Origin of the sequence: Pseudarthrobacter sp. AB1 (assembly GCF_014926485.1) — a bacterium.
GTDB lineage: Bacteria > Actinomycetota > Actinomycetes > Actinomycetales > Micrococcaceae > Arthrobacter.
Map to the genome: position 1 here is coordinate 89,760 of NZ_PZKO01000068.1, position 16,338 is coordinate 106,097.

A 16,338-nucleotide genomic window follows, 5' to 3' on the forward strand; every position below is an offset into this window, starting at 1 on the left:
CGTTTAGTAGGTCCCCTACAAAATGGCGCCCGACGGCGGCCGGTAACGTCAGGATGACCCCCATGCTTCGCTTGTACAACCACGACAGGAACAACCCCATGAGCCAGACAGACACCGCCGCCACCGGCACCGCTTCCCGCCTCCGGAGCCGGTGGAATGCCACCGACCTGGGCCTGATCGCCGTCTTCGCAGCGCTCGTTGCCGGCTCCGCTATGGTGCCTGGCATCGCGGCGAACGTGTTCGGCATCCCCATCACTTTCCAGACCCTTGCGGTGATGCTCACCGGACTGATGTTGGGCCCCGGCCGAGGCTTCGCCGCCGTCGGCCTGTACACACTCCTGGGCCTGGCCGGCCTCCCGATCTTCAGCCAGGGCCGCAGCGGACTGGCCATTCTGGCCGGCCCCTCGGCCGGTTACATCATTGCTTTCCCCATCGCTGCAGCCGTTGTCGGCTGGCTGGCCACCGTGGTGATCCGGCGGACGACACGTGCCCGGGCGCTGTGGTTCTTCGCGTCGGCGATGGTCACCAGCATCGCGATCGTGCACATGCTCGGAGTCGCCGGGATCGCCCTGAACACCAAAGCTTCACTGGGTGACGCCTTCCTCGCAGACCTGGTCTTCTACCCCGGCGACGTGATTAAGAACATCCTCGCCGCGGTGATCGCAGTGTCACTGCACCGGGCATTTCCCGACGTCCTGGTCCGCCGGGTGAAGCGGATCAACAACTAGTCCCGACATGGCAACCATTTCTTTCCGGCAGGCCTCAGTTGCCGTTGCTGTAGACAACCGCCCGGAACCGAAGTCCCTGCTCCAGGACGTCACGCTTGAACTGACGGAACAGCGCATCGGTGTGATCGGGGCCAACGGGTCCGGCAAGTCCACACTGCTGCGGCTGATTAACGGCCTGGTGCAGCCAAGTTCCGGCAGCGTGTCCGTGGACGGCGCCGATACTGTCCGGGCCGTGCGGGCCGTACGCCGGCAGGTGGGGTTCGTCTTTACGGATCCCTTGTCGCAGCTGGTGATGCCCACGGGGCGCGAGGACGTGGAACTTTCGCTGCGCCGCCCGGTCCGCCATGGTGCGGAGCGGCGCAGGCTGGCCGAAGCGGCCCTTGAGCGCCTCGGCCTGCTGCCGCTCGCGGACCAGAGCATCTATGAATTATCTGGCGGTGAACGCCAGCTGATGGCCCTGGCCGCTGTATTGGCCGTGAGTCCCACTGTCCTGGTGCTGGATGAACCATCCACCCTCCTGGACCTCCGGAATCGCGAACTCCTGCGTCGCACACTTTCCGGCCTCGACCAGCAGATTGTGATGTCCACACACGACCTCGACCTCGCCCTGGAGATGGACCGCGTGCTGGTGGTTGAGGCGGGACGCGTGATGTTCGACGGCGGCCCTGCCGCGGCCCTAGACGCGTACCGGGCCCTGGTCACCAACGGCCTGGCCGCGCCATGAGAGGGCACGGCTTTCTGCTGGCCAACTACGTCCCGGGGAATTCGATCATCCACCGGACGCCGCTTGCACTGAAATTTCTGCTGGTGGTGGGCTGCGGCCTGTTGTCTTTCCTGGTGGTCGACTGGTTGGTATCTGCCGCGGTGCTGGCGGCGCTCGGCGTCCTGTTTCTCCTGACGGGTGCCGGAGCCCGCCGGTTGGTCGGTGCTGTCCGTCCGGTTGGCCTTGTGCTGGTGGTCATCGGCCTGTTCCAGTGGTGGCAGCTGGGTGGCCCCACGGCCGCCCGGATTGTCCTTAACATCCTGGTCTGCGTGGTGGCGGCGTCCCTGCTGACAGCCACGACCCCTATGCAGCGGATCCTGGACGGCGTTGTATCGCTGGCCACACCGTTCCGCCGCTTCGGCGCCGACCCCGAGCGTTTTGCGCTGACCATCGCCATCATGCTCCGCAGCATCCCGTATATCGCCGGCGCCTTCGCAGACGTCAGGGATTCCGCCCGGGCCCGAGGGCTTGAGCGCAACCCGCGCGCCCTCGTGCTGCCCGTTTTCATAACCACCGTGGCCTTCGCCCGCCAGACCGGCGAAGCACTGGCTGCACGCGGTCTGGGCGACGCGGAAGACTGAGGGGCCGTTGGACGTGCTTTGTTCGGCTCAGGGGTCCTGTCGCCCGCCGGCCAGCAACTCGTAGCGCAGCAGCGCCGCCGTTCCCATGCCGCCGGCAATACTGATCAGAGCCAGGGCCAGGGAGCCATGGTTTCCGGTGCGCCGGGCCTGGGCGAGAAGCCGGGCCACCAGTACCGCCCCGGACGCACCATAGGCGTGGCCCAATGCCAGCGCCCCGCCGTCAAGGTTGGCCCGCTCCGGATCGATGCCCAACTGGTCCAGGCACGCCAGGGTCTGGGACGCGAAGGCTTCGTTGAACTCCACCAGGTCAACACCGTCCGCGGACAGTCCCCTCGCCTTCAGGAGCCGCTCCGCGGCAACCGCTGCGCCGATCCCCAGCACGTCGGGGTCCACGCCGGCAGTGTCCGAGCCCAGCACCAGGAGCCCGTCAACGGCACCGAGTTCCCGGGCCCGCTGCAATGAAGTAACCACGACGGCGGACGCGGCGTCCGCGTCGAAGCATGAGTTCCCGGCGGTGACAGTCCCCCCTGACACAAAAGCGGGCGGAAAGCGCTTCAGCACGGCAGCAGTCAGTCCGGCCCGGGGGCCGTCGTCGGCACAGATGGGTCCGGCCTGCGTTTCCAGCGTGGTGATTTCGGCGGCGAAATATCCTGCTCCAGCGGCCACCAGCGCCCGCTGATGGCTGCGCAGCGCCGAGGCATCCTGCCGCTCCCGGCTGACCGCGAACCGGGCCGCTACGTTCTCGGCAGCGACCCCCATATCCGGGTCTCCGAAGCTGTGCGGCACGAACTGGGCCCGGGCAAAAAAGTCAGGCTCCCCGCCGTCATTACGGTGGGCCCGCAGCGGAGCCGTGCTGATGCTTTCCACTCCCCCGGCGAGATACACGGGGTTGCCGCCGGCGGCAACCAGCCGGGCGGCCAGGACGATCGCATCGAGGCCTGACCCGCACTGGCGGTCGACGGTCAGTCCTGGCACGCTGACAGGGAGCCCTGCCTGAAGAAGGGCCAGCCGGGCCACGTTGCCGCCGCCGCCCACGGCGTTGCCGATCATCACATCCGTGACGGTTTCGGCCGGCACCTGGGCATCGGCCAGGAGGTTGACCAGGACCGGCGCCAGAAGCTGGTGGGCACGCAATTCCTTCAGCGCACCGTTGGCGCGGCGGATCGCTGTACGCCGCGCCGCGATGATCACGGGCTGCCGGTCCGCGGGCACAAAGTCACCAGGCGGCAAGCCATGGGGCTGCAGGTCAGCGGTCAAGATGCCGCGCCCTCGGGTCGTGGGAGCCGATCCATTCCAGCAGCATATTTCGACTGATCTTGCCTCGGTCGGTGGTGGGAAGTTCGGACAGTGCGAAGTACTGGTGTGGCCGTTTGTCCCGCGGCAGGATGTTTTCGAGTCCTGCCTTGAGCTGCAAGGCCGTGATTCCTCCGTGGGACGGAATGACGCCTGCAATCACCCGTTGACCGCGGAGGTCATCGGGTATTCCGGCGGCTACCGCAGCAGCCACGCCCGGCACGGCCGCCAGGGCAAGTTCCACTTCGTGCGGATACACGTTCTTTCCGGATGTCAGGATCATGTCGGCACGCCGGCCCAGGATGTGCAGCTCGCCGCCAGCGAGGTAGCCCTGGTCCCCCACCGTGAACCAGCCGTCGAAGGAGCGCAGCGCCCGGCCGTCGTCACCCCACAGGTAGCCGTTGCTGACCATGCCGCTTCGCACACAGATATTGCCAGCTGCGCCGTCCTGAAGTTCGGAACCGTCATCGTCCAGGATCCTGACGTCCACGCCCGGGAACGGGAGCCCTATACCTGTTCCCCCGGCGTCCAGCTGCGTACCGGCCGCCAGCCCCACACCGGAGACAAAGCTCAGTTCCGAGGCGCCGTAGTACTCATAGATGGTGGCGTTCGGCGCCCAGCGCCGTGCCGCTTCAAGGGTGCGGGCGTCCAGCTTCGAGCCAGCACAAATGATGGTCCGGATGCCGGCGGCATCGACGCAGCCGGTCAAACCGCGCTCACTCAGCAGCCGCAGCATCGTGGGCACGAGGATCAGCCGGGTCACGCCGTCGTGCGTGATGGCGGAGTGGACATCACCGACGTCGAAACCGTCCATCGTCTGGAATTCCGAACCCGCGTAGAGGCACTCGGCGAGGGCGTAGAGGTTAAGGCTGGCAGCCAGGGGTCCGGGCGCGAGCGTGACGTCGGTCTGGGCGAGGCCGAAGAACTCAATGGATGCGTCGAAGGACTGCCGCCAGGACTGCCTCGACCGGGTGAACGCCTTGGGCACGGAGGTGGTGCCGGAGGTGAGTCCGATCAGGAAGGTCGAGTCCGGCGGCCCGTCGGCCAACGCATCCGCTGCGGAAACTGCGCCCGGCTCGGCTGATTCCGCCAGCCGTTGAACGATTTCCAGGCGCAGGGACGCCGGCCAGGCCGGATCCAGGACTGCGCATTGGCGCTCGCCGGCAACGGCTGCGGTGAACTTCACAGCGAAGTCCACGGAGTTCGCCTCCGCCAGGACTGTGACGGCTGCCGAGCCTGGAAGAGCGGCTGCGGCGGCGTCCCGCAGCTCAGCCCAGCGCAGGCGCTGGCCGGCCACTACAACGGCGGTGTCATGGGGGCGTTCTTCGGCCCAGCGCTGGATTTTGTCGAGAAAAGGCATCGAACCAACTTTACCGGGCCGACTCGGCTTCGGTGCTGCCGGTAAAGGCTATTGTGACTTCATGAGCTTCAATGACAACGTGCAGCTGGACCCCTCCCAGGTCCAGGACCGGCGCGGCATGGGCCGCGGTGCCAAAGTCGGGGGCGGGATCGGGGGCGGGATCATCCTGCTCATTGCAGTCCTCCTTGGCGTCAATCCAGCCATGCTGGAAGGCCTGACGGGCGGCACTGGCACGGCTGACCAAAATCAAGGGACGGCACCGGCCTGCGCCACGGGGGCCGACGCTGACGCCCGGCTGGACTGCCGGATCACCGGCACGGTCAACAGCCTGAACGCGTTCTGGCCGGCCTATCTCCGGGACTACAACGTCCAGTATCCCCAGCCTAAGACAGTGATCTTCGATGCTGGTGTCAGCACCGGTTGCGGGACCGCTTCCAGCGCGGTGGGTCCGTTCTACTGCCCGGCCGACACAACTGCGTACTTCGATCCCGGGTTCTTCAAGGAGTTGGTGAGCCGCTTCGGATCCTCGGGAGGTCCTTTGGCGCAGGAGTACGTGGTGGCTCACGAATTCGGCCACCATATCCAGAACGTGCTGGGGTACCTCGACCGTGCGCAGCAGGATCCGCAGGGGCCGGCGTCCGGTGCTGTCAGAACGGAGCTTCAGGCCGACTGCTATGCCGGGCTCTGGGTGAAGCACGCCTCAACCCAGCCTGGACCCGACGGGCAGCCGTTCCTTGAACCGATCACCCAGCAGGATTTGAACGACGCCTTGTCCGCTGCTTCGGCAGTGGGCGATGACCGGATCCAGGAAGCCGCCACCGGTCGGGTCTCGCCCGAGGCTTGGACGCACGGCTCCAGCGAACAGCGTCAAAAATGGTTCTACACGGGCTACACCACCGGCGACATCAACCAGTGCAACACGTTCTCGGCGCCAACGCTCTAACGAAGAGGAACGACGACGGCCGGACACCTTCGAAAGGAAGGTGACCGGCCGTCGTCGTACTTTTCAGGGACCTCCGCCGCCGAGGGTTCCCTGGCCGAGCGAAGCGAGACAAGGGAGGCGGTGGGGACGGATCAGATGTTGAAGCCGAGGGCCCGCATCTGGTCCTTGCCGTCATCGGTGATCCGCTCCGGACCCCACGGCGGCATCCACACCCAGTTCAGGCGCCAGTCGTCGACCACGCCGTCCAGGGACTTGCCTACCTGCTCCTCGATGACATCGGTGAGCGGGCAAGCTGCCGTGGTGAGCGTCATGTCGATCAGCAGCGCGCCGTCCTCGTCGGAGTACTTCAGGCCGTACAGCAGCCCGAGGTCCACGATGTTCACACCGAGTTCAGGGTCGATGACGTCCTTGAGTGCCTCTTCGACATCCTCGAGGCCCGTGCGGGCCACATTGATTTCGGTCATGGCAAGTCCTATCTAGGCCTGAGCAGCAGCGATGGTGGCTGCGCCGGCGCCCGTGGCGTAACGGTCGTAGCCTTCGTCTTCCAGGCGGTCTGCCAGCTCCGGGCCGCCCTCTTCGACAACCTGGCCGTCCACGAATACGTGGACAAAGTCAGGCTTGATGTAACGCAGGATGCGGGTGTAGTGCGTGATGAGCAGCGTGCCCATGTTGCCCGCCTCGTGCGCACGGTTGACGCCTTCGGACACAACCTTCAGGGCGTCAACGTCCAGGCCCGAGTCAGTCTCGTCCAGGATGGCGAACTTAGGCTTGAAGAGTTCCAGCTGGAGGATCTCCACGCGCTTCTTCTCGCCGCCGGAGAAGCCCTCGTTGACGTTGCGCTCGGCGAAGTCAGCGTCGATGCGCAGCTGCGCCATGGCCGCCTTGACGTCCTTGGTCCAGGTGCGCAGCTTGGGTGCTTCTCCGTCGATGGCGGTCTTAGCGGTGCGCAGGAAGTTGGTCATGCTCACACCGGGGACCTCCACGGGGTACTGCATGGCCAGGAAGATGCCGGCGCGGGCACGCTGGTCAACGCTCATGGCGAGGACGTCTTCGCCGTCGAGCGTGATGGTTCCGTTGGTGACCTTGTAGCGCGGGTGCCCGGCGATGGTGGAGGCCAGGGTGGACTTGCCTGAACCGTTGGGGCCCATGATGGCGTGGGTCTGACCGGTCTTGATGGTCAGGCTGACGCCCTTCAGGATCTCCTTGGTGCCCTGCTCCGTGTCAATGCTGACGTGCAGGTCCTTGATCTCAAGAGTAGACATAGGTCTTGTTCTCCTCTGCACCGCGCCCTCCGGCGGTGGTGCGGTCTGTATCTGGAAGTTTGGTTCTGTTGCTTGGTGTTGCCGCGGGCGGCTGATGCTGCTAGCTGAAGTTCGGGGCTTCCGCTCCGTTGAGCACGTTCGTAAAGTCCACGTAGACCTCGTCGCCGACGATCTCGACGGCGAACACCGGGACGGGATCGTAGGCGGGCAGTTGGAGCGGCTCACCGCTGCGCAGGTCGAACTGGGAGCCGTGGCCCCAGCATTCGATCATGCACCCTTCCACTTCGCCCTCGGACAGTGAGATGTCCGCGTGCGAGCAGGTGTCCCCGATGGCGTGGATGTCTCCCATGGAGTCCTTCACGATGGCTACGGGGTAGTCATCGATCAGGATCCGAAGAGCCTGCTTGAGCTGGATTTCATCCGTCTTGCAGACAAATTCGCCCTTTGGCTGGTCAGTCATCTGTTTTCCGCGCCGTCTAGTTGTTCGTCACGGCGAGTTCGCGCTCAACAGCCTCGGTAAGCCGCTCTTCTAGGGCCGGTACCTTGATCTGCTGGATGATCTCGTGCAGGAAGCCACGCACCACCAGGCGGCGGGCAACATCTTCGGGGATGCCGCGGGCCATGAGGTAGAACAGGTGCTCGTCGTCCAGCCGGCCGGTGGCGCTGGCGTGGCCGGCTCCCTTGATCAGGCCGGTTTCGATCTCGAGGTTCGGCACGGAGTCGGCGCGGGCGCCGTCTGTGAGCAGCAAGTTGCGGTTGGCCTCGTAGCTGTCCGTGCCTTCGGCTTCCTTGCGGATCAGGACGTCACCTACCCACACAGCGTGGGCGTTGCGGCCCTGCAACGCGCCCTTGTAGAGCACATTGGAGGTGCAGTTCGCCACCGCGTGGTCAACAAAGAGCCGCTGCTCCAGGTGCTGGCCGGCGTCGGCAAAGTACAGGCCGAACATTTCCGCTTCGCCGCCGGGGGCGGTGAAACGGGCCGAGGGCGTGACGCGGACCAGGTCCCCGCCAAGGCTGACCACGACGTGCTTGAACTTGGCGTCGCGGCCGATCTTTGCCTGCTGGGAGGAGGCGTGAACGGCGTCGTCGTTCCATTCCTGGAGCGAGACAACAGTGAGGTTGGCGCCGTCTTCAACAACGATTTCGATGTTTTCGGACACAACGGCCGAACCCTGGTGGTTCAGGACCACAATGGCCTTGGAGAACTTCCCCGCTACTATCACCAGGTGCTGGGCGGCTGCCGCCGTCGAGGTACCCTCGATCGCGACGGTGACCTCGGTGTCGGCTTCAAACTCGGCCGGGATGGTCAGGACGGTGGCTTCGCTGAAGTTTTCCCAGGCGTTCGCGGACACGCGGTCCTCCGGGATGCCGGCGGAACCGATGCGCTTGTCGCCACGTGCCACCGTCTCAACCGTGATCTGCTCCGGGCCGCTGACCGTTACGGTCGGAGCCGCTCCCGCCAGGACCTCACTGTGCAGGCCGCGCAGGCGCTTGAGCGGGGTGAAGCGCCAGTCTTCCTCAAGCCCGGTGAGCGGCTTGAAGTCCGCCAGGTTGTACGAGGTCAGACGGCCAGCGCGTGAGCTGTCCGGAATGCCGACGCCGCCGCCGTGCGAGTGGCGCTTGACGGCTTCCCCGGCCAGCGGGGCCTTGGAAGCGTTCGAGTTGATCGGAGACAGGCTTTCGCCCTCTTCCGTGAAACCGTTGATAAACGGCTGGGCCGAGGGCGCGCCGATGCGCGCCTTTTCAGTAGTGATTTCAGTCATCGTTATCCGACGGACCCTTCCATCTGCAGTTCAATCAGGCGGTTCAGCTCAAGTGCGTACTCCATCGGGAGTTCGCGGGCGATGGGCTCGATGAAGCCACGGACGATCATCGCCATGGCCTCGTCTTCGCGCATGCCGCGGGACATCAGGTAGAAGAGCTGCTCTTCGCTGACCCGGGAAACAGTTGCTTCATGGCCCATCACCACGTCATCCTCGCGGATGTCGATGTACGGGTAGGTGTCCGAACGGCTGATGGTATCCACCAGCAGCGCGTCGCAACGGACGGTGTTCGCCGAGTGCTTGGCACCTTCACGGACCTGGACCAGGCCACGGTAGGCAGCACGCCCGCCGCCGCGGGCCACGGACTTGGAAATGATGGAGCTCTTGGTGTTCGGCGCAATGTGCACCATCTTCGAGCCGGTGTCCTGGTGCTGTCCGGCGCCGGCGAAGGCGATGGACAGGGTCTCGCCCTTGGCGTGCTCGCCTACGAGGTAAACGGCCGGGTATTTCATGGTGACCTTGGAGCCGATGTTGCCGTCAACCCATTCCATGGTGGCGCCCTCTTCGCAGATGGCACGCTTGGTCACCAGGTTGTACACGTTGGTGGACCAGTTCTGGATGGTGGTGTAACGGACGCGGGCGCCCTTCTTCACGATGATTTCCACCACGGCGGAGTGCAGCGAGTCCGAGGTGTAGATCGGCGCGGTGCAGCCTTCGATGTAGTGGACGTAGGAGTCCTCGTCGGCAATGATCAGGGTGCGCTCGAACTGGCCCATGTTTTCCGTGTTGATGCGGAAGTATGCCTGCAACGGAATGTCCACGTGGACGCCCTTGGGGACGTACACAAAGGAGCCGCCGGACCAGACGGCCGTGTTCAGCGACGCGAACTTGTTGTCGCCCACGGGAATGATGGTGCCGAAGTACTCCTGGAAGATCTCCGGGTGTTCGCGCAGCGCGGTGTCGGTGTCCAGGAAGATGACGCCCTGCTTTTCGAGGTCTTCACGCAGTTGGTGGTAGACAACCTCGGACTCGTACTGGGCAGCGACGCCGGAAACCAGGCGTTGCTTTTCGGCCTCGGGGATGCCGAGCTTGTCGTACGTGTTCTTAATGTCCTCGGGCAGGTCCTCCCAGCTGGTGGCCTGCTTCTCGGTGGAACGCACAAAGTACTTGATGTTGTCGAAGTCGATGCCCGAGAGGTCTGCCCCCCAGGTGGGCATGGGCTTGCGGTCGAAGTACTTCAGGCCCTTGAGGCGAAGATCGAGCATCCATTTCGGCTCGCTCTTCTTGGCCGAGATGTCGCGGACGACGTCTTCATTGATACCGCGGCGGGCGTTGGCACCGACATCGTTCTTGTCAGACCAGCCGTACTCGTACGTGCCGATGCCGTGGAGCTCGGGATTCTTTTCCAGAATCTCCGAGATCACAGTGTCTTCGGCTACCGCTTTCTCTGATAGTTGGTCCGTCATCACGGCCTTTCTTGCTGATGGTTGGTTACTTCATCCAGGCTGGCGGGGGCTGCCTGCGGGACCTGTGGTCCCCCGGCAGCCAGCCGGCCTGTGGGTATGTGGGTAGTGCAGACGTGTCCGCCGCGCGCCAGCGTGGACAGGCGGCGCACGTCAACGCCGACGAGACGGGAGAACACTTCGGTCTCCACATCGCAGAAGACGGGGAACTGGGCGGCGAGCTGCTGGATGGGGCAATGCCCCTGGCACAGCTGGACGCTGGACAGTGCTGCCGGCAGCGGGGCCCTGGCTTCGATCGAGGCGGCCGACGCCACGAAACCATCCCGGCTCAGCGCCGTGGACAATGCTTGGGCCCTGGCGGTAATGTCCGGTCCGGCCAGTTCGATCTCGGGTGCGTAACGGCGTTCCATGTCGGCAAAACGTTCGACGGCGAACGCGCGGACTGCCTGTTCGCCCGCCACTGCCTGGAGCTGCTTGAGCGCGAGGGCGGCGATGTCGAGGTAATCGTTGCCAAGCGTGGACTGGCCCTGCGAGCTCAGGACATAGCGGCGGGCGGGTCGCCCCGCGCCTGCACCGGCCTTGGCAGCACGCTTGACCTCAATAACCCCGCTGCGGGCCAGATGATCAAGATGCCTACGGACAGCGGCTGGCGTGAAACCGAGCATGTCACCAAGTTCCGCCGCGCTGATGGGGCCATGCTCAAGCACGGCACCAAGAACCCGGTCCCGGGTACGCTCGTCGGAGTCAGCTACCGGCACAGCGGCCACGTGGCCGCGGTCAGCGGCGGTACGCGGCGCTCTGTGCCCGGCAAACGGCACAGCAGCAGCATTGGTCATGGAATACACAACACAATCATGTCGTAATTTACTCCCCCGTACTAGTAAGGTCAGGCTGACCTGCGGCTGGGGCCCTGCGGCCCCGCCAGTACTACATCGCGTAGAATGCTGGGGTGCGATCCCCCGAATCCCCGGTTCTGTCCATCAGCGGGTTAATTAAGGATGTTGGTCCGCTGGCCAGTCTGGACGGAAAAATGCTCCGGGTAGTCAACGGCGTATCTTTTATGGCCGAACGCGGCCAGGTCACGGCCCTCCTGGGCGCCAATGGAGCTGGAAAAACCACCACCATCGAATGCGCCCAAGGCCTGCAGAAGCGCAGCGGCGGCAGCATCTCGCTGCTCGGCCAGGATCCGGGCCGAGCGGGCGCTGACCTGCGGTCCCGCGTAGGCGTGATGCTTCAGGACGGCGGCCTCCCGCCGTCGGCCCGTCCCATCCCGCTCCTGCGGCACATCGCCGGAATGTACGCGAGGCCCCGCTCCGTTGACGAACTGGTGGAACGGCTTGGTATTGACACCTTCGCCAGGACCACCGTCCGCCGGCTCTCCGGTGGGCAGAAACAACGGCTGGCACTCGCCGCAGCCCTGATCGGAAATCCGGAAGTCCTATTCCTGGACGAGCCCAGCGCCGGCCTGGATCCCCAGTCCCGGCAGCTGGTGTTCGAGCTGATCTCGGAACTGCGGGCAACCGGGATGGGCATCATCCTCACAACGCACCTGATGGACGACGCCCAACGGTTGGCCGACTACGTGTACATCATTGACGCCGGCAGGAACGTCGCCGAAGGAACAGTTCCCCAGCTGCTGCAGCGGGATCCGGCTGTGGAGGCCGGCACGGACCATGTCCGCACCCTGGTGTTCGAGGCGCCCCCCGGGCTGGATTTCACCGGCGTGCTGCCCGAAGCCATCGCCGTCTCTGAAACGCGGGCCGGAAGCTACGTTGCCATGGGTGCACTGACACCCCACGATCTCGCGTCGCTGACCGCCTGGTGGGCTGCCCACAATGTTATGCCCGGTTCAATGAGCCTGGCGGCTCGAAGCCTGGAAGATGTCTTCCTCGACATCTCGGGAAAGGACCTCCGATGACGGCTCCCGCAGCCACCGCCGCCCAGGGAGCGCCGGCCACGCTGCTGCGCCGCGTCCTGCTGCAGGGCAGGTATGAATCCCTGACCATGCTCAGGAACGGCGAGCAGCTGATCCTCGCCGTGGTCCTGCCGCTTCTTGTGCTGGTGGGGCTCACTGTCACCCCATTCCTTGACGGCTTCGGAGCCAGCCGCATCAATGTGGCAGTCCCCGGCATCCTGGCTTTGTGCGCGATGTCCACGGCATTTACCGGTCAGGGCATCGCCACCGGCTTCGATCGGCGGTACGGAGTTCTCCGGTTCCTATCCACCACACCCCTGGGCCGCGAAGGCCTCATCGCGGGTAAGGTGCTCGCGGTCCTGGCGGTTCTCTGCCTCCAAGTTGCAGTTGTGACGCTGGTGGCGCTTCCTCTGGGCTGGCAGCCGCCCGCCTCCGGCTGGCTCCCTGGCCTGTCGCTGCTGGTCCTGGGCGCCGTGGCGTTCACCGCGTTGGGACTCCTGGTGGCCGGCACCGTGCGGCCCGAGGCCACCCTTGCCATCACCAACCTGCTATGGATCCTGCTGGGCGCCCTCGGCGGGATAGTTATTCCCGCGGAACGGCTGCCCGCGCTGGCTCAGCAAGTGGTCCACTATCTGCCCTCCGGCGCACTCGGCGAGGCCATGCGCGAAGCTTTCCTGCACGGCTCGCTGAACAGCGGCGCCGCGCTTATCCTGCTGCTCTGGACAGTTCTTGCCGGGGCAGCAGCCATCCGTTGGTTCAAGTGGAATTGAGATATCCGTGAGCACGGCTTCACGCCTCCCCCAGATCGCCGGCCGCCTCATCGCGAGGCTTCCCCGTACCGTGGACGCCAGCGTCCGCCGCCTCGCGGTGGCGTCCCTGGTTGGCCAGACGCTGCTGGTGGTGACCGGCGGCGCGGTGCGGCTGACCGCGTCCGGCCTCGGCTGCCCCACGTGGCCACGCTGCACGGCCACCTCTTTGGTGAACACTGCCGAAATGGGGATTCACGGCTTCATTGAGTTCGGCAACCGGCTCCTGACGTTTGCGCTGGCAGCGGTTGCGGTGGCCATGCTTGTGTACTTGTGGAACCTTCGCAAGGAGCGCCGGGACCTCTTCCTGCTGGCGCTTGGCCTGCTGGCCAGCATCCCGGCACAGGCGGTGATCGGTGGCATCACCGTGCTGACCAACCTCAATCCGTGGGTGGTGGGCCTGCACTTCCTCGTTTCCATGGCCCTCGTGGTGGTCGCCACACTGCTCGTCAACCGGGCGTACGGAAGGACGGGCCACCACGCGGCCATCCAGCTCCCAACATTGCCGGGCGTCCTGCGTCCGGTGGCGGCCGCCGTCGCGCTTTTCTCCGCTCTTGCCGTAATGCTCGGCGTAGTAGTGACCGGCTCCGGCCCCCACGCCGGTGACGCCGACGCGCCCCGCAACGGCCTTGACTGGGACCTCTTTTCCCACATCCATGCCGTTCCGGCGTACGTGATCACGGCCGGAACACTGTTCGCAGTGGTGCTGGTGATCGTCCGCCGGATCCAAGGACCGTTCCGCACGTCCGTCCTGCTGCTCCTGGCTGTGACCCTGCTGCAGGCAGTCATCGGCTTCACCCAGTACTACAACGGCATCCCCGCGTTGCTGGTGGGCGCCCACATGCTTGGCGCGGCACTGCTGATAAGCGCGGCAACAAACACCGCCGACCTCGCCCGCTCAAGCCCGCTCTCGTAGCCGCCGCTGTTTACCCCAACGGAATACCACGGTGACCAACGGAATCGTGGCATTCCGCGTTCAAGGACCCTCTCTCACTTAATGCGCGGAGTGGGCAGGCCCTCTCCCACTGCTTGCCGTATTTCGTATCCTCCCGGACCAACTGGAGATAAAGAAGCGACCCTCCTTCACGGTGGTGAGAGAGGGTCGCTTAGAAAGCCGCATTACCTGATAGAGGGTCGGTAAAAAATCCACTTTAAGTGAGAGAGCGTCCGGTGGTGCGGGCTGTTAGCCGATAATCGCTGATCCGACAAACGGATCCACGGCCAGGGCGATGAACAGCAGTGTCAGGTAGCTGATGGAGCCGTGGAAGACCTTCATGGCCCGCTTGTCCGAGATGTCCTCGCGCTGCGCCCGGTTGTACAGGGAGTGCGACTCGTTCAGGAACCAGGCACCTGCCAGGACTGCGGTGGCCGTATAGACCCAGCCCGCGCCACCGGCGGGGACCAACAGCAGCGAGCAGGCCACCATGGCCCAGGCATAGAGGACTACCTGGACGGAAACCACCTTGGCGCCGGCGATCGCCCCCAGCATGGGCACGTTGGCGTTGCGGTAGTCCTCGCCGTAGCGCATGGAAAGCGGCCAGTAGTGCGGCGGCGTCCAGAGGAAGATGACCATAAACAGGATGACAGCCGGCCACTCGACGGTGTTGGTCACGGCGGCCCAGGCAATCAGCACCGGGAAGCAGCCAGCTGCCCCACCCCACACAATATTCTGTGCGGTGCGGCGCTTGAGGATGATGGTGTAGATGACCACATAGAAGAAAATAGCGCCCAACCCAAGCCACGCGGCCAGCGGGTTGGCCCCGAACCAGAGAATTCCAATTGCCGCCGCGCCGAGCAGCCAGGAGAAAACGAGTGCCTCGCGGGGCGTCACCTCGCCGGTGACGAGGGGACGGTTCTCGGTCCGGTGCATCAGTTTGTCGATGTCGCGGTCCAGGTAGCAGTTGAAGGCACCGGCGCTGCCGGCAGCAAACGCGCCGCCTACCAAGGTGGCCAGGATCAGCCCGATCGGCGGGAAGCCGCGCTCGGCGTAGATCATGGTGGGGAGGGTGCTGACCAGCAGCAACTCAATGACACGCGGCTTGGTGAGGGCGAAATACGCCTTGGCCTTACGGGCGAACCCGGCTCCCGCTCTGGCGCGGGAAGCATTAAGCGGCGTATCTGTTGTGCTCACGGTGGCAGTCACCCGTTCTGGTTGGCAGTTCTGTCTGGCGGTGCAGCTGTGTCTTACGGCCGTTCGCCGGGCAGCCCGCCAATGGTCATCACGAGAAGGTCCCGGCAACGCCCGGAGTCTGCCGCCGCCCTTCGAAGGGCTCGGCTACCGGCGTCGGCCTCCAAATATCATACCGCGCGCATTTGCAACAGATGCCCCGTGATTAGGCCCTGATGATTGCGCGCAGGGTGATTCGAGCAGATTAACTCAACCTCACGAAATGACGATTCACATAAGGGGAAATTGCGTCCAAAAGGTGAGATTTGCGCTGACCGGAGAGTGGAATGGAGCTAAGCTGTCACCAGATCAGCACGCGGCAGAAAAGCGTTGGAAAACGCGTTCCCATAGCCCTGCTGAATGATAGATCAACGTTTCGATGGTGAACGGCTGGTACACACCGCAGCGGGCACCGTAGCGTGCCCCGGAACGGATCCCGTGTACCGCCCACCATCAGCACAGAGAGGGGCCCGGTTTTCGTGCCACATTTGGAAGAGCAAGAACTGTCATGGACCAGCTTGGACCAGCGCGCGGTGGACACCATCCGCGTTCTGGCTGCGGATGCCGTGGAGAAGGTCGGCAACGGCCACCCCGGCACGGCCATGAGCCTGGCGCCCGCCGCATACCTTCTCTTCCAGAAGCTCATGCGCCACGACCCCCGCAACCCGGACTGGCTGGGACGCGACCGTTTCATCCTCTCACCCGGCCACACGTCGCTCACCCTTTACATCCAGCTGTTCCTGTCCGGCTACGGCCTGGAACTGAAGGACCTTGAGGCGCTTCGCACCTGGGATTCGCTGACTCCGGGCCACCCGGAGTACAAGCACACCGCCGGTGTCGAAATCACCACGGGCCCGCTGGGCCAGGGCCTGGCCTCCTCGGTGGGCTTCGCCTACTCACAGCGGCGGATGCGCGGCCTGTTCGACGCCGACGCCGCCGAGGGCACGTCCCCGTTTGACCACACCATCTGGGTCATCGCCTCCGACGGGGACCTGCAGGAAGGCGTCACGTCCGAGGCTTCCTCGCTGGCCGGGCACCAGGAACTGGGCAACCTCGTGGTGATCTACGACGAGAACCATATCTCCATCGAGGACGACACTGACATCTCCTTTACCGAGGATGTCCTCAAGCGCTACGAGGCGTACGGCTGGCACACCCAGCGCGTGGACTGGACCGAGACGGGCGAGTACGTCGAAGACGTCCAGGAGCTGTACTCTGCACTGCTGGACGCAAAGGCCGAGACGTCCAAGCCGTCCATCATCTCGCTGCGCACCATCATCGGCTACCCGGCACC

General features: G+C 64.8%; 16 protein-coding genes and 1 pseudogene. 8 read left to right on the forward strand and 9 right to left on the reverse strand.

Annotated elements, in window-relative coordinates; all coding sequences use genetic code 11:
* The first annotated feature begins 98 nt into the window (after positions 1-98).
* The 3 genes from DAD99_RS19450 to DAD99_RS19460 are packed head-to-tail and all read left to right on the forward strand — an operon-like array spanning position 99 to position 2,072.
* The gene (locus DAD99_RS19450) at positions 99-728 is read left to right on the forward strand and encodes a biotin transporter BioY (protein ID WP_193342850.1); all 630 of its coding nucleotides are present in this window, start codon (positions 99-101) and stop codon (positions 726-728) included.
* 7 nt (positions 729-735) lie between these two features.
* On the forward strand, positions 736-1,452 hold the full coding sequence (locus tag DAD99_RS19455; RefSeq protein ID WP_193342851.1) for an energy-coupling factor ABC transporter ATP-binding protein: 717 nt from the start codon (positions 736-738) through the stop codon (positions 1,450-1,452).
* The gene (locus DAD99_RS19460) at positions 1,449-2,072 is read left to right on the forward strand and encodes an energy-coupling factor transporter transmembrane protein EcfT (RefSeq protein WP_193342852.1); all 624 of its coding nucleotides are present in this window, start codon (positions 1,449-1,451) and stop codon (positions 2,070-2,072) included. The genes DAD99_RS19455 and DAD99_RS19460 overlap by 4 nt, the downstream gene beginning before the upstream one ends.
* A gap of 27 nt (positions 2,073-2,099) precedes the next feature.
* On the opposite strand, the gene DAD99_RS19465 is transcribed toward DAD99_RS19460, so the two are convergent.
* Both DAD99_RS19465 and DAD99_RS19470 read right to left on the reverse strand, forming a co-directional pair.
* On the reverse strand, positions 2,100-3,329 hold the full coding sequence (locus DAD99_RS19465; protein WP_227008272.1) for a thiolase family protein: 1,230 nt from the start codon (positions 3,327-3,329) through the stop codon (positions 2,100-2,102).
* Positions 3,319-4,725, reverse strand: coding sequence for a class I adenylate-forming enzyme family protein (locus DAD99_RS19470; protein WP_193342853.1), 1,407 nt, complete (start codon positions 4,723-4,725; stop codon positions 3,319-3,321). Before DAD99_RS19470 ends, DAD99_RS19465 begins: the two co-directional genes overlap by 11 nt.
* A gap of 61 nt (positions 4,726-4,786) precedes the next feature.
* Here DAD99_RS19470 and DAD99_RS19475 point away from each other — a divergent pair, with 61 nt between their 5' ends.
* A complete protein-coding gene (locus tag DAD99_RS19475; protein WP_193342854.1) occupies positions 4,787-5,668 on the forward strand; it encodes a neutral zinc metallopeptidase in 882 nt (293 codons plus the stop codon).
* A gap of 131 nt (positions 5,669-5,799) precedes the next feature.
* Here the strand turns inward: DAD99_RS19475 and DAD99_RS19480 are convergent, their stop codons facing one another.
* The 6 genes from DAD99_RS19480 to DAD99_RS19505 form a co-directional block, all read right to left on the reverse strand.
* Complete coding sequence (locus tag DAD99_RS19480; RefSeq protein ID WP_185260509.1) at positions 5,800-6,132, reverse strand: metal-sulfur cluster assembly factor; 333 nt, start codon at positions 6,130-6,132, stop codon at positions 5,800-5,802.
* Between the two features lie 12 nt (positions 6,133-6,144).
* Positions 6,145-6,930, reverse strand: coding sequence for a Fe-S cluster assembly ATPase SufC (gene sufC, locus DAD99_RS19485; protein ID WP_185260508.1), 786 nt, complete (start codon positions 6,928-6,930; stop codon positions 6,145-6,147).
* 100 nt (positions 6,931-7,030) lie between these two features.
* The gene (locus DAD99_RS19490) at positions 7,031-7,390 is read right to left on the reverse strand and encodes a non-heme iron oxygenase ferredoxin subunit (protein ID WP_056339825.1); all 360 of its coding nucleotides are present in this window, start codon (positions 7,388-7,390) and stop codon (positions 7,031-7,033) included.
* A gap of 16 nt (positions 7,391-7,406) precedes the next feature.
* Positions 7,407-8,693 carry a Fe-S cluster assembly protein SufD gene (sufD, locus tag DAD99_RS19495; protein ID WP_185260506.1) on the reverse strand — a complete coding sequence of 429 codons (1,287 nt, stop codon included), beginning with the start codon at positions 8,691-8,693 and terminating at the stop codon, positions 7,407-7,409.
* 2 nt (positions 8,694-8,695) lie between these two features.
* On the reverse strand, positions 8,696-10,159 hold the full coding sequence (sufB, locus tag DAD99_RS19500; protein ID WP_185260505.1) for a Fe-S cluster assembly protein SufB: 1,464 nt from the start codon (positions 10,157-10,159) through the stop codon (positions 8,696-8,698).
* The gene (locus DAD99_RS19505) at positions 10,159-11,001 is read right to left on the reverse strand and encodes a MarR family transcriptional regulator (RefSeq protein WP_309233421.1); all 843 of its coding nucleotides are present in this window, start codon (positions 10,999-11,001) and stop codon (positions 10,159-10,161) included. Before DAD99_RS19505 ends, sufB begins: the two co-directional genes overlap by 1 nt.
* Before the next feature lie 104 nt (positions 11,002-11,105).
* Here DAD99_RS19505 and DAD99_RS19510 point away from each other — a divergent pair, with 104 nt between their 5' ends.
* From DAD99_RS19510 to DAD99_RS19520, 3 genes are read left to right on the forward strand one after another with little or no spacing between them, the layout of a single operon-like run.
* On the forward strand, positions 11,106-12,074 hold the full coding sequence (locus DAD99_RS19510; RefSeq protein WP_193342856.1) for an ABC transporter ATP-binding protein: 969 nt from the start codon (positions 11,106-11,108) through the stop codon (positions 12,072-12,074).
* The gene (locus tag DAD99_RS19515; RefSeq protein WP_193342857.1) at positions 12,071-12,841 is read left to right on the forward strand and encodes an ABC transporter permease; all 771 of its coding nucleotides are present in this window, start codon (positions 12,071-12,073) and stop codon (positions 12,839-12,841) included. Before DAD99_RS19510 ends, DAD99_RS19515 begins: the two co-directional genes overlap by 4 nt.
* Before the next feature lie 7 nt (positions 12,842-12,848).
* Positions 12,849-13,793 carry a heme A synthase gene (locus tag DAD99_RS19520; RefSeq protein WP_193342858.1) on the forward strand — a complete coding sequence of 315 codons (945 nt, stop codon included), beginning with the start codon at positions 12,849-12,851 and terminating at the stop codon, positions 13,791-13,793.
* Between the two features lie 267 nt (positions 13,794-14,060).
* Here the strand turns inward: DAD99_RS19520 and DAD99_RS19525 are convergent, their stop codons facing one another.
* Positions 14,061-15,020: a heme o synthase gene (locus DAD99_RS19525; RefSeq protein ID WP_193342859.1), complete on the reverse strand. Its 960-nt coding sequence runs from the start codon at positions 15,018-15,020 to the stop codon at positions 14,061-14,063.
* A 512-nt stretch (positions 15,021-15,532) separates the two neighbouring features.
* Between DAD99_RS19525 and DAD99_RS19530 the strand changes: the two are divergent.
* Positions 15,533-16,338 (forward strand): annotated as a pseudogene (locus DAD99_RS19530) (transketolase); the annotation flags it as partial.

Coding starts and splice junctions, on each gene's coding strand:
- DAD99_RS19450 (WP_193342850.1), top strand. CDS start 99: ATGAGCCAGACAGACACCGCCGCCACCGGCACCGCTTCCCGCCTCCGG.
- DAD99_RS19455 (WP_193342851.1), top strand. CDS start 736: ATGGCAACCATTTCTTTCCGGCAGGCCTCAGTTGCCGTTGCTGTAGAC.
- DAD99_RS19460 (WP_193342852.1), top strand. CDS start 1,449: ATGAGAGGGCACGGCTTTCTGCTGGCCAACTACGTCCCGGGGAATTCG.
- DAD99_RS19470 (WP_193342853.1), bottom strand. CDS start 4,725: ATGCCTTTTCTCGACAAAATCCAGCGCTGGGCCGAAGAACGCCCCCAT.
- DAD99_RS19475 (WP_193342854.1), top strand. CDS start 4,787: ATGAGCTTCAATGACAACGTGCAGCTGGACCCCTCCCAGGTCCAGGAC.
- DAD99_RS19480 (WP_185260509.1), bottom strand. CDS start 6,132: ATGACCGAAATCAATGTGGCCCGCACGGGCCTCGAGGATGTCGAAGAG.
- sufC (WP_185260508.1), bottom strand. CDS start 6,930: ATGTCTACTCTTGAGATCAAGGACCTGCACGTCAGCATTGACACGGAG.
- DAD99_RS19490 (WP_056339825.1), bottom strand. CDS start 7,390: ATGACTGACCAGCCAAAGGGCGAATTTGTCTGCAAGACGGATGAAATC.
- sufD (WP_185260506.1), bottom strand. CDS start 8,693: ATGACTGAAATCACTACTGAAAAGGCGCGCATCGGCGCGCCCTCGGCC.
- sufB (WP_185260505.1), bottom strand. CDS start 10,159: ATGACGGACCAACTATCAGAGAAAGCGGTAGCCGAAGACACTGTGATC.
- DAD99_RS19515 (WP_193342857.1), top strand. CDS start 12,071: ATGACGGCTCCCGCAGCCACCGCCGCCCAGGGAGCGCCGGCCACGCTG.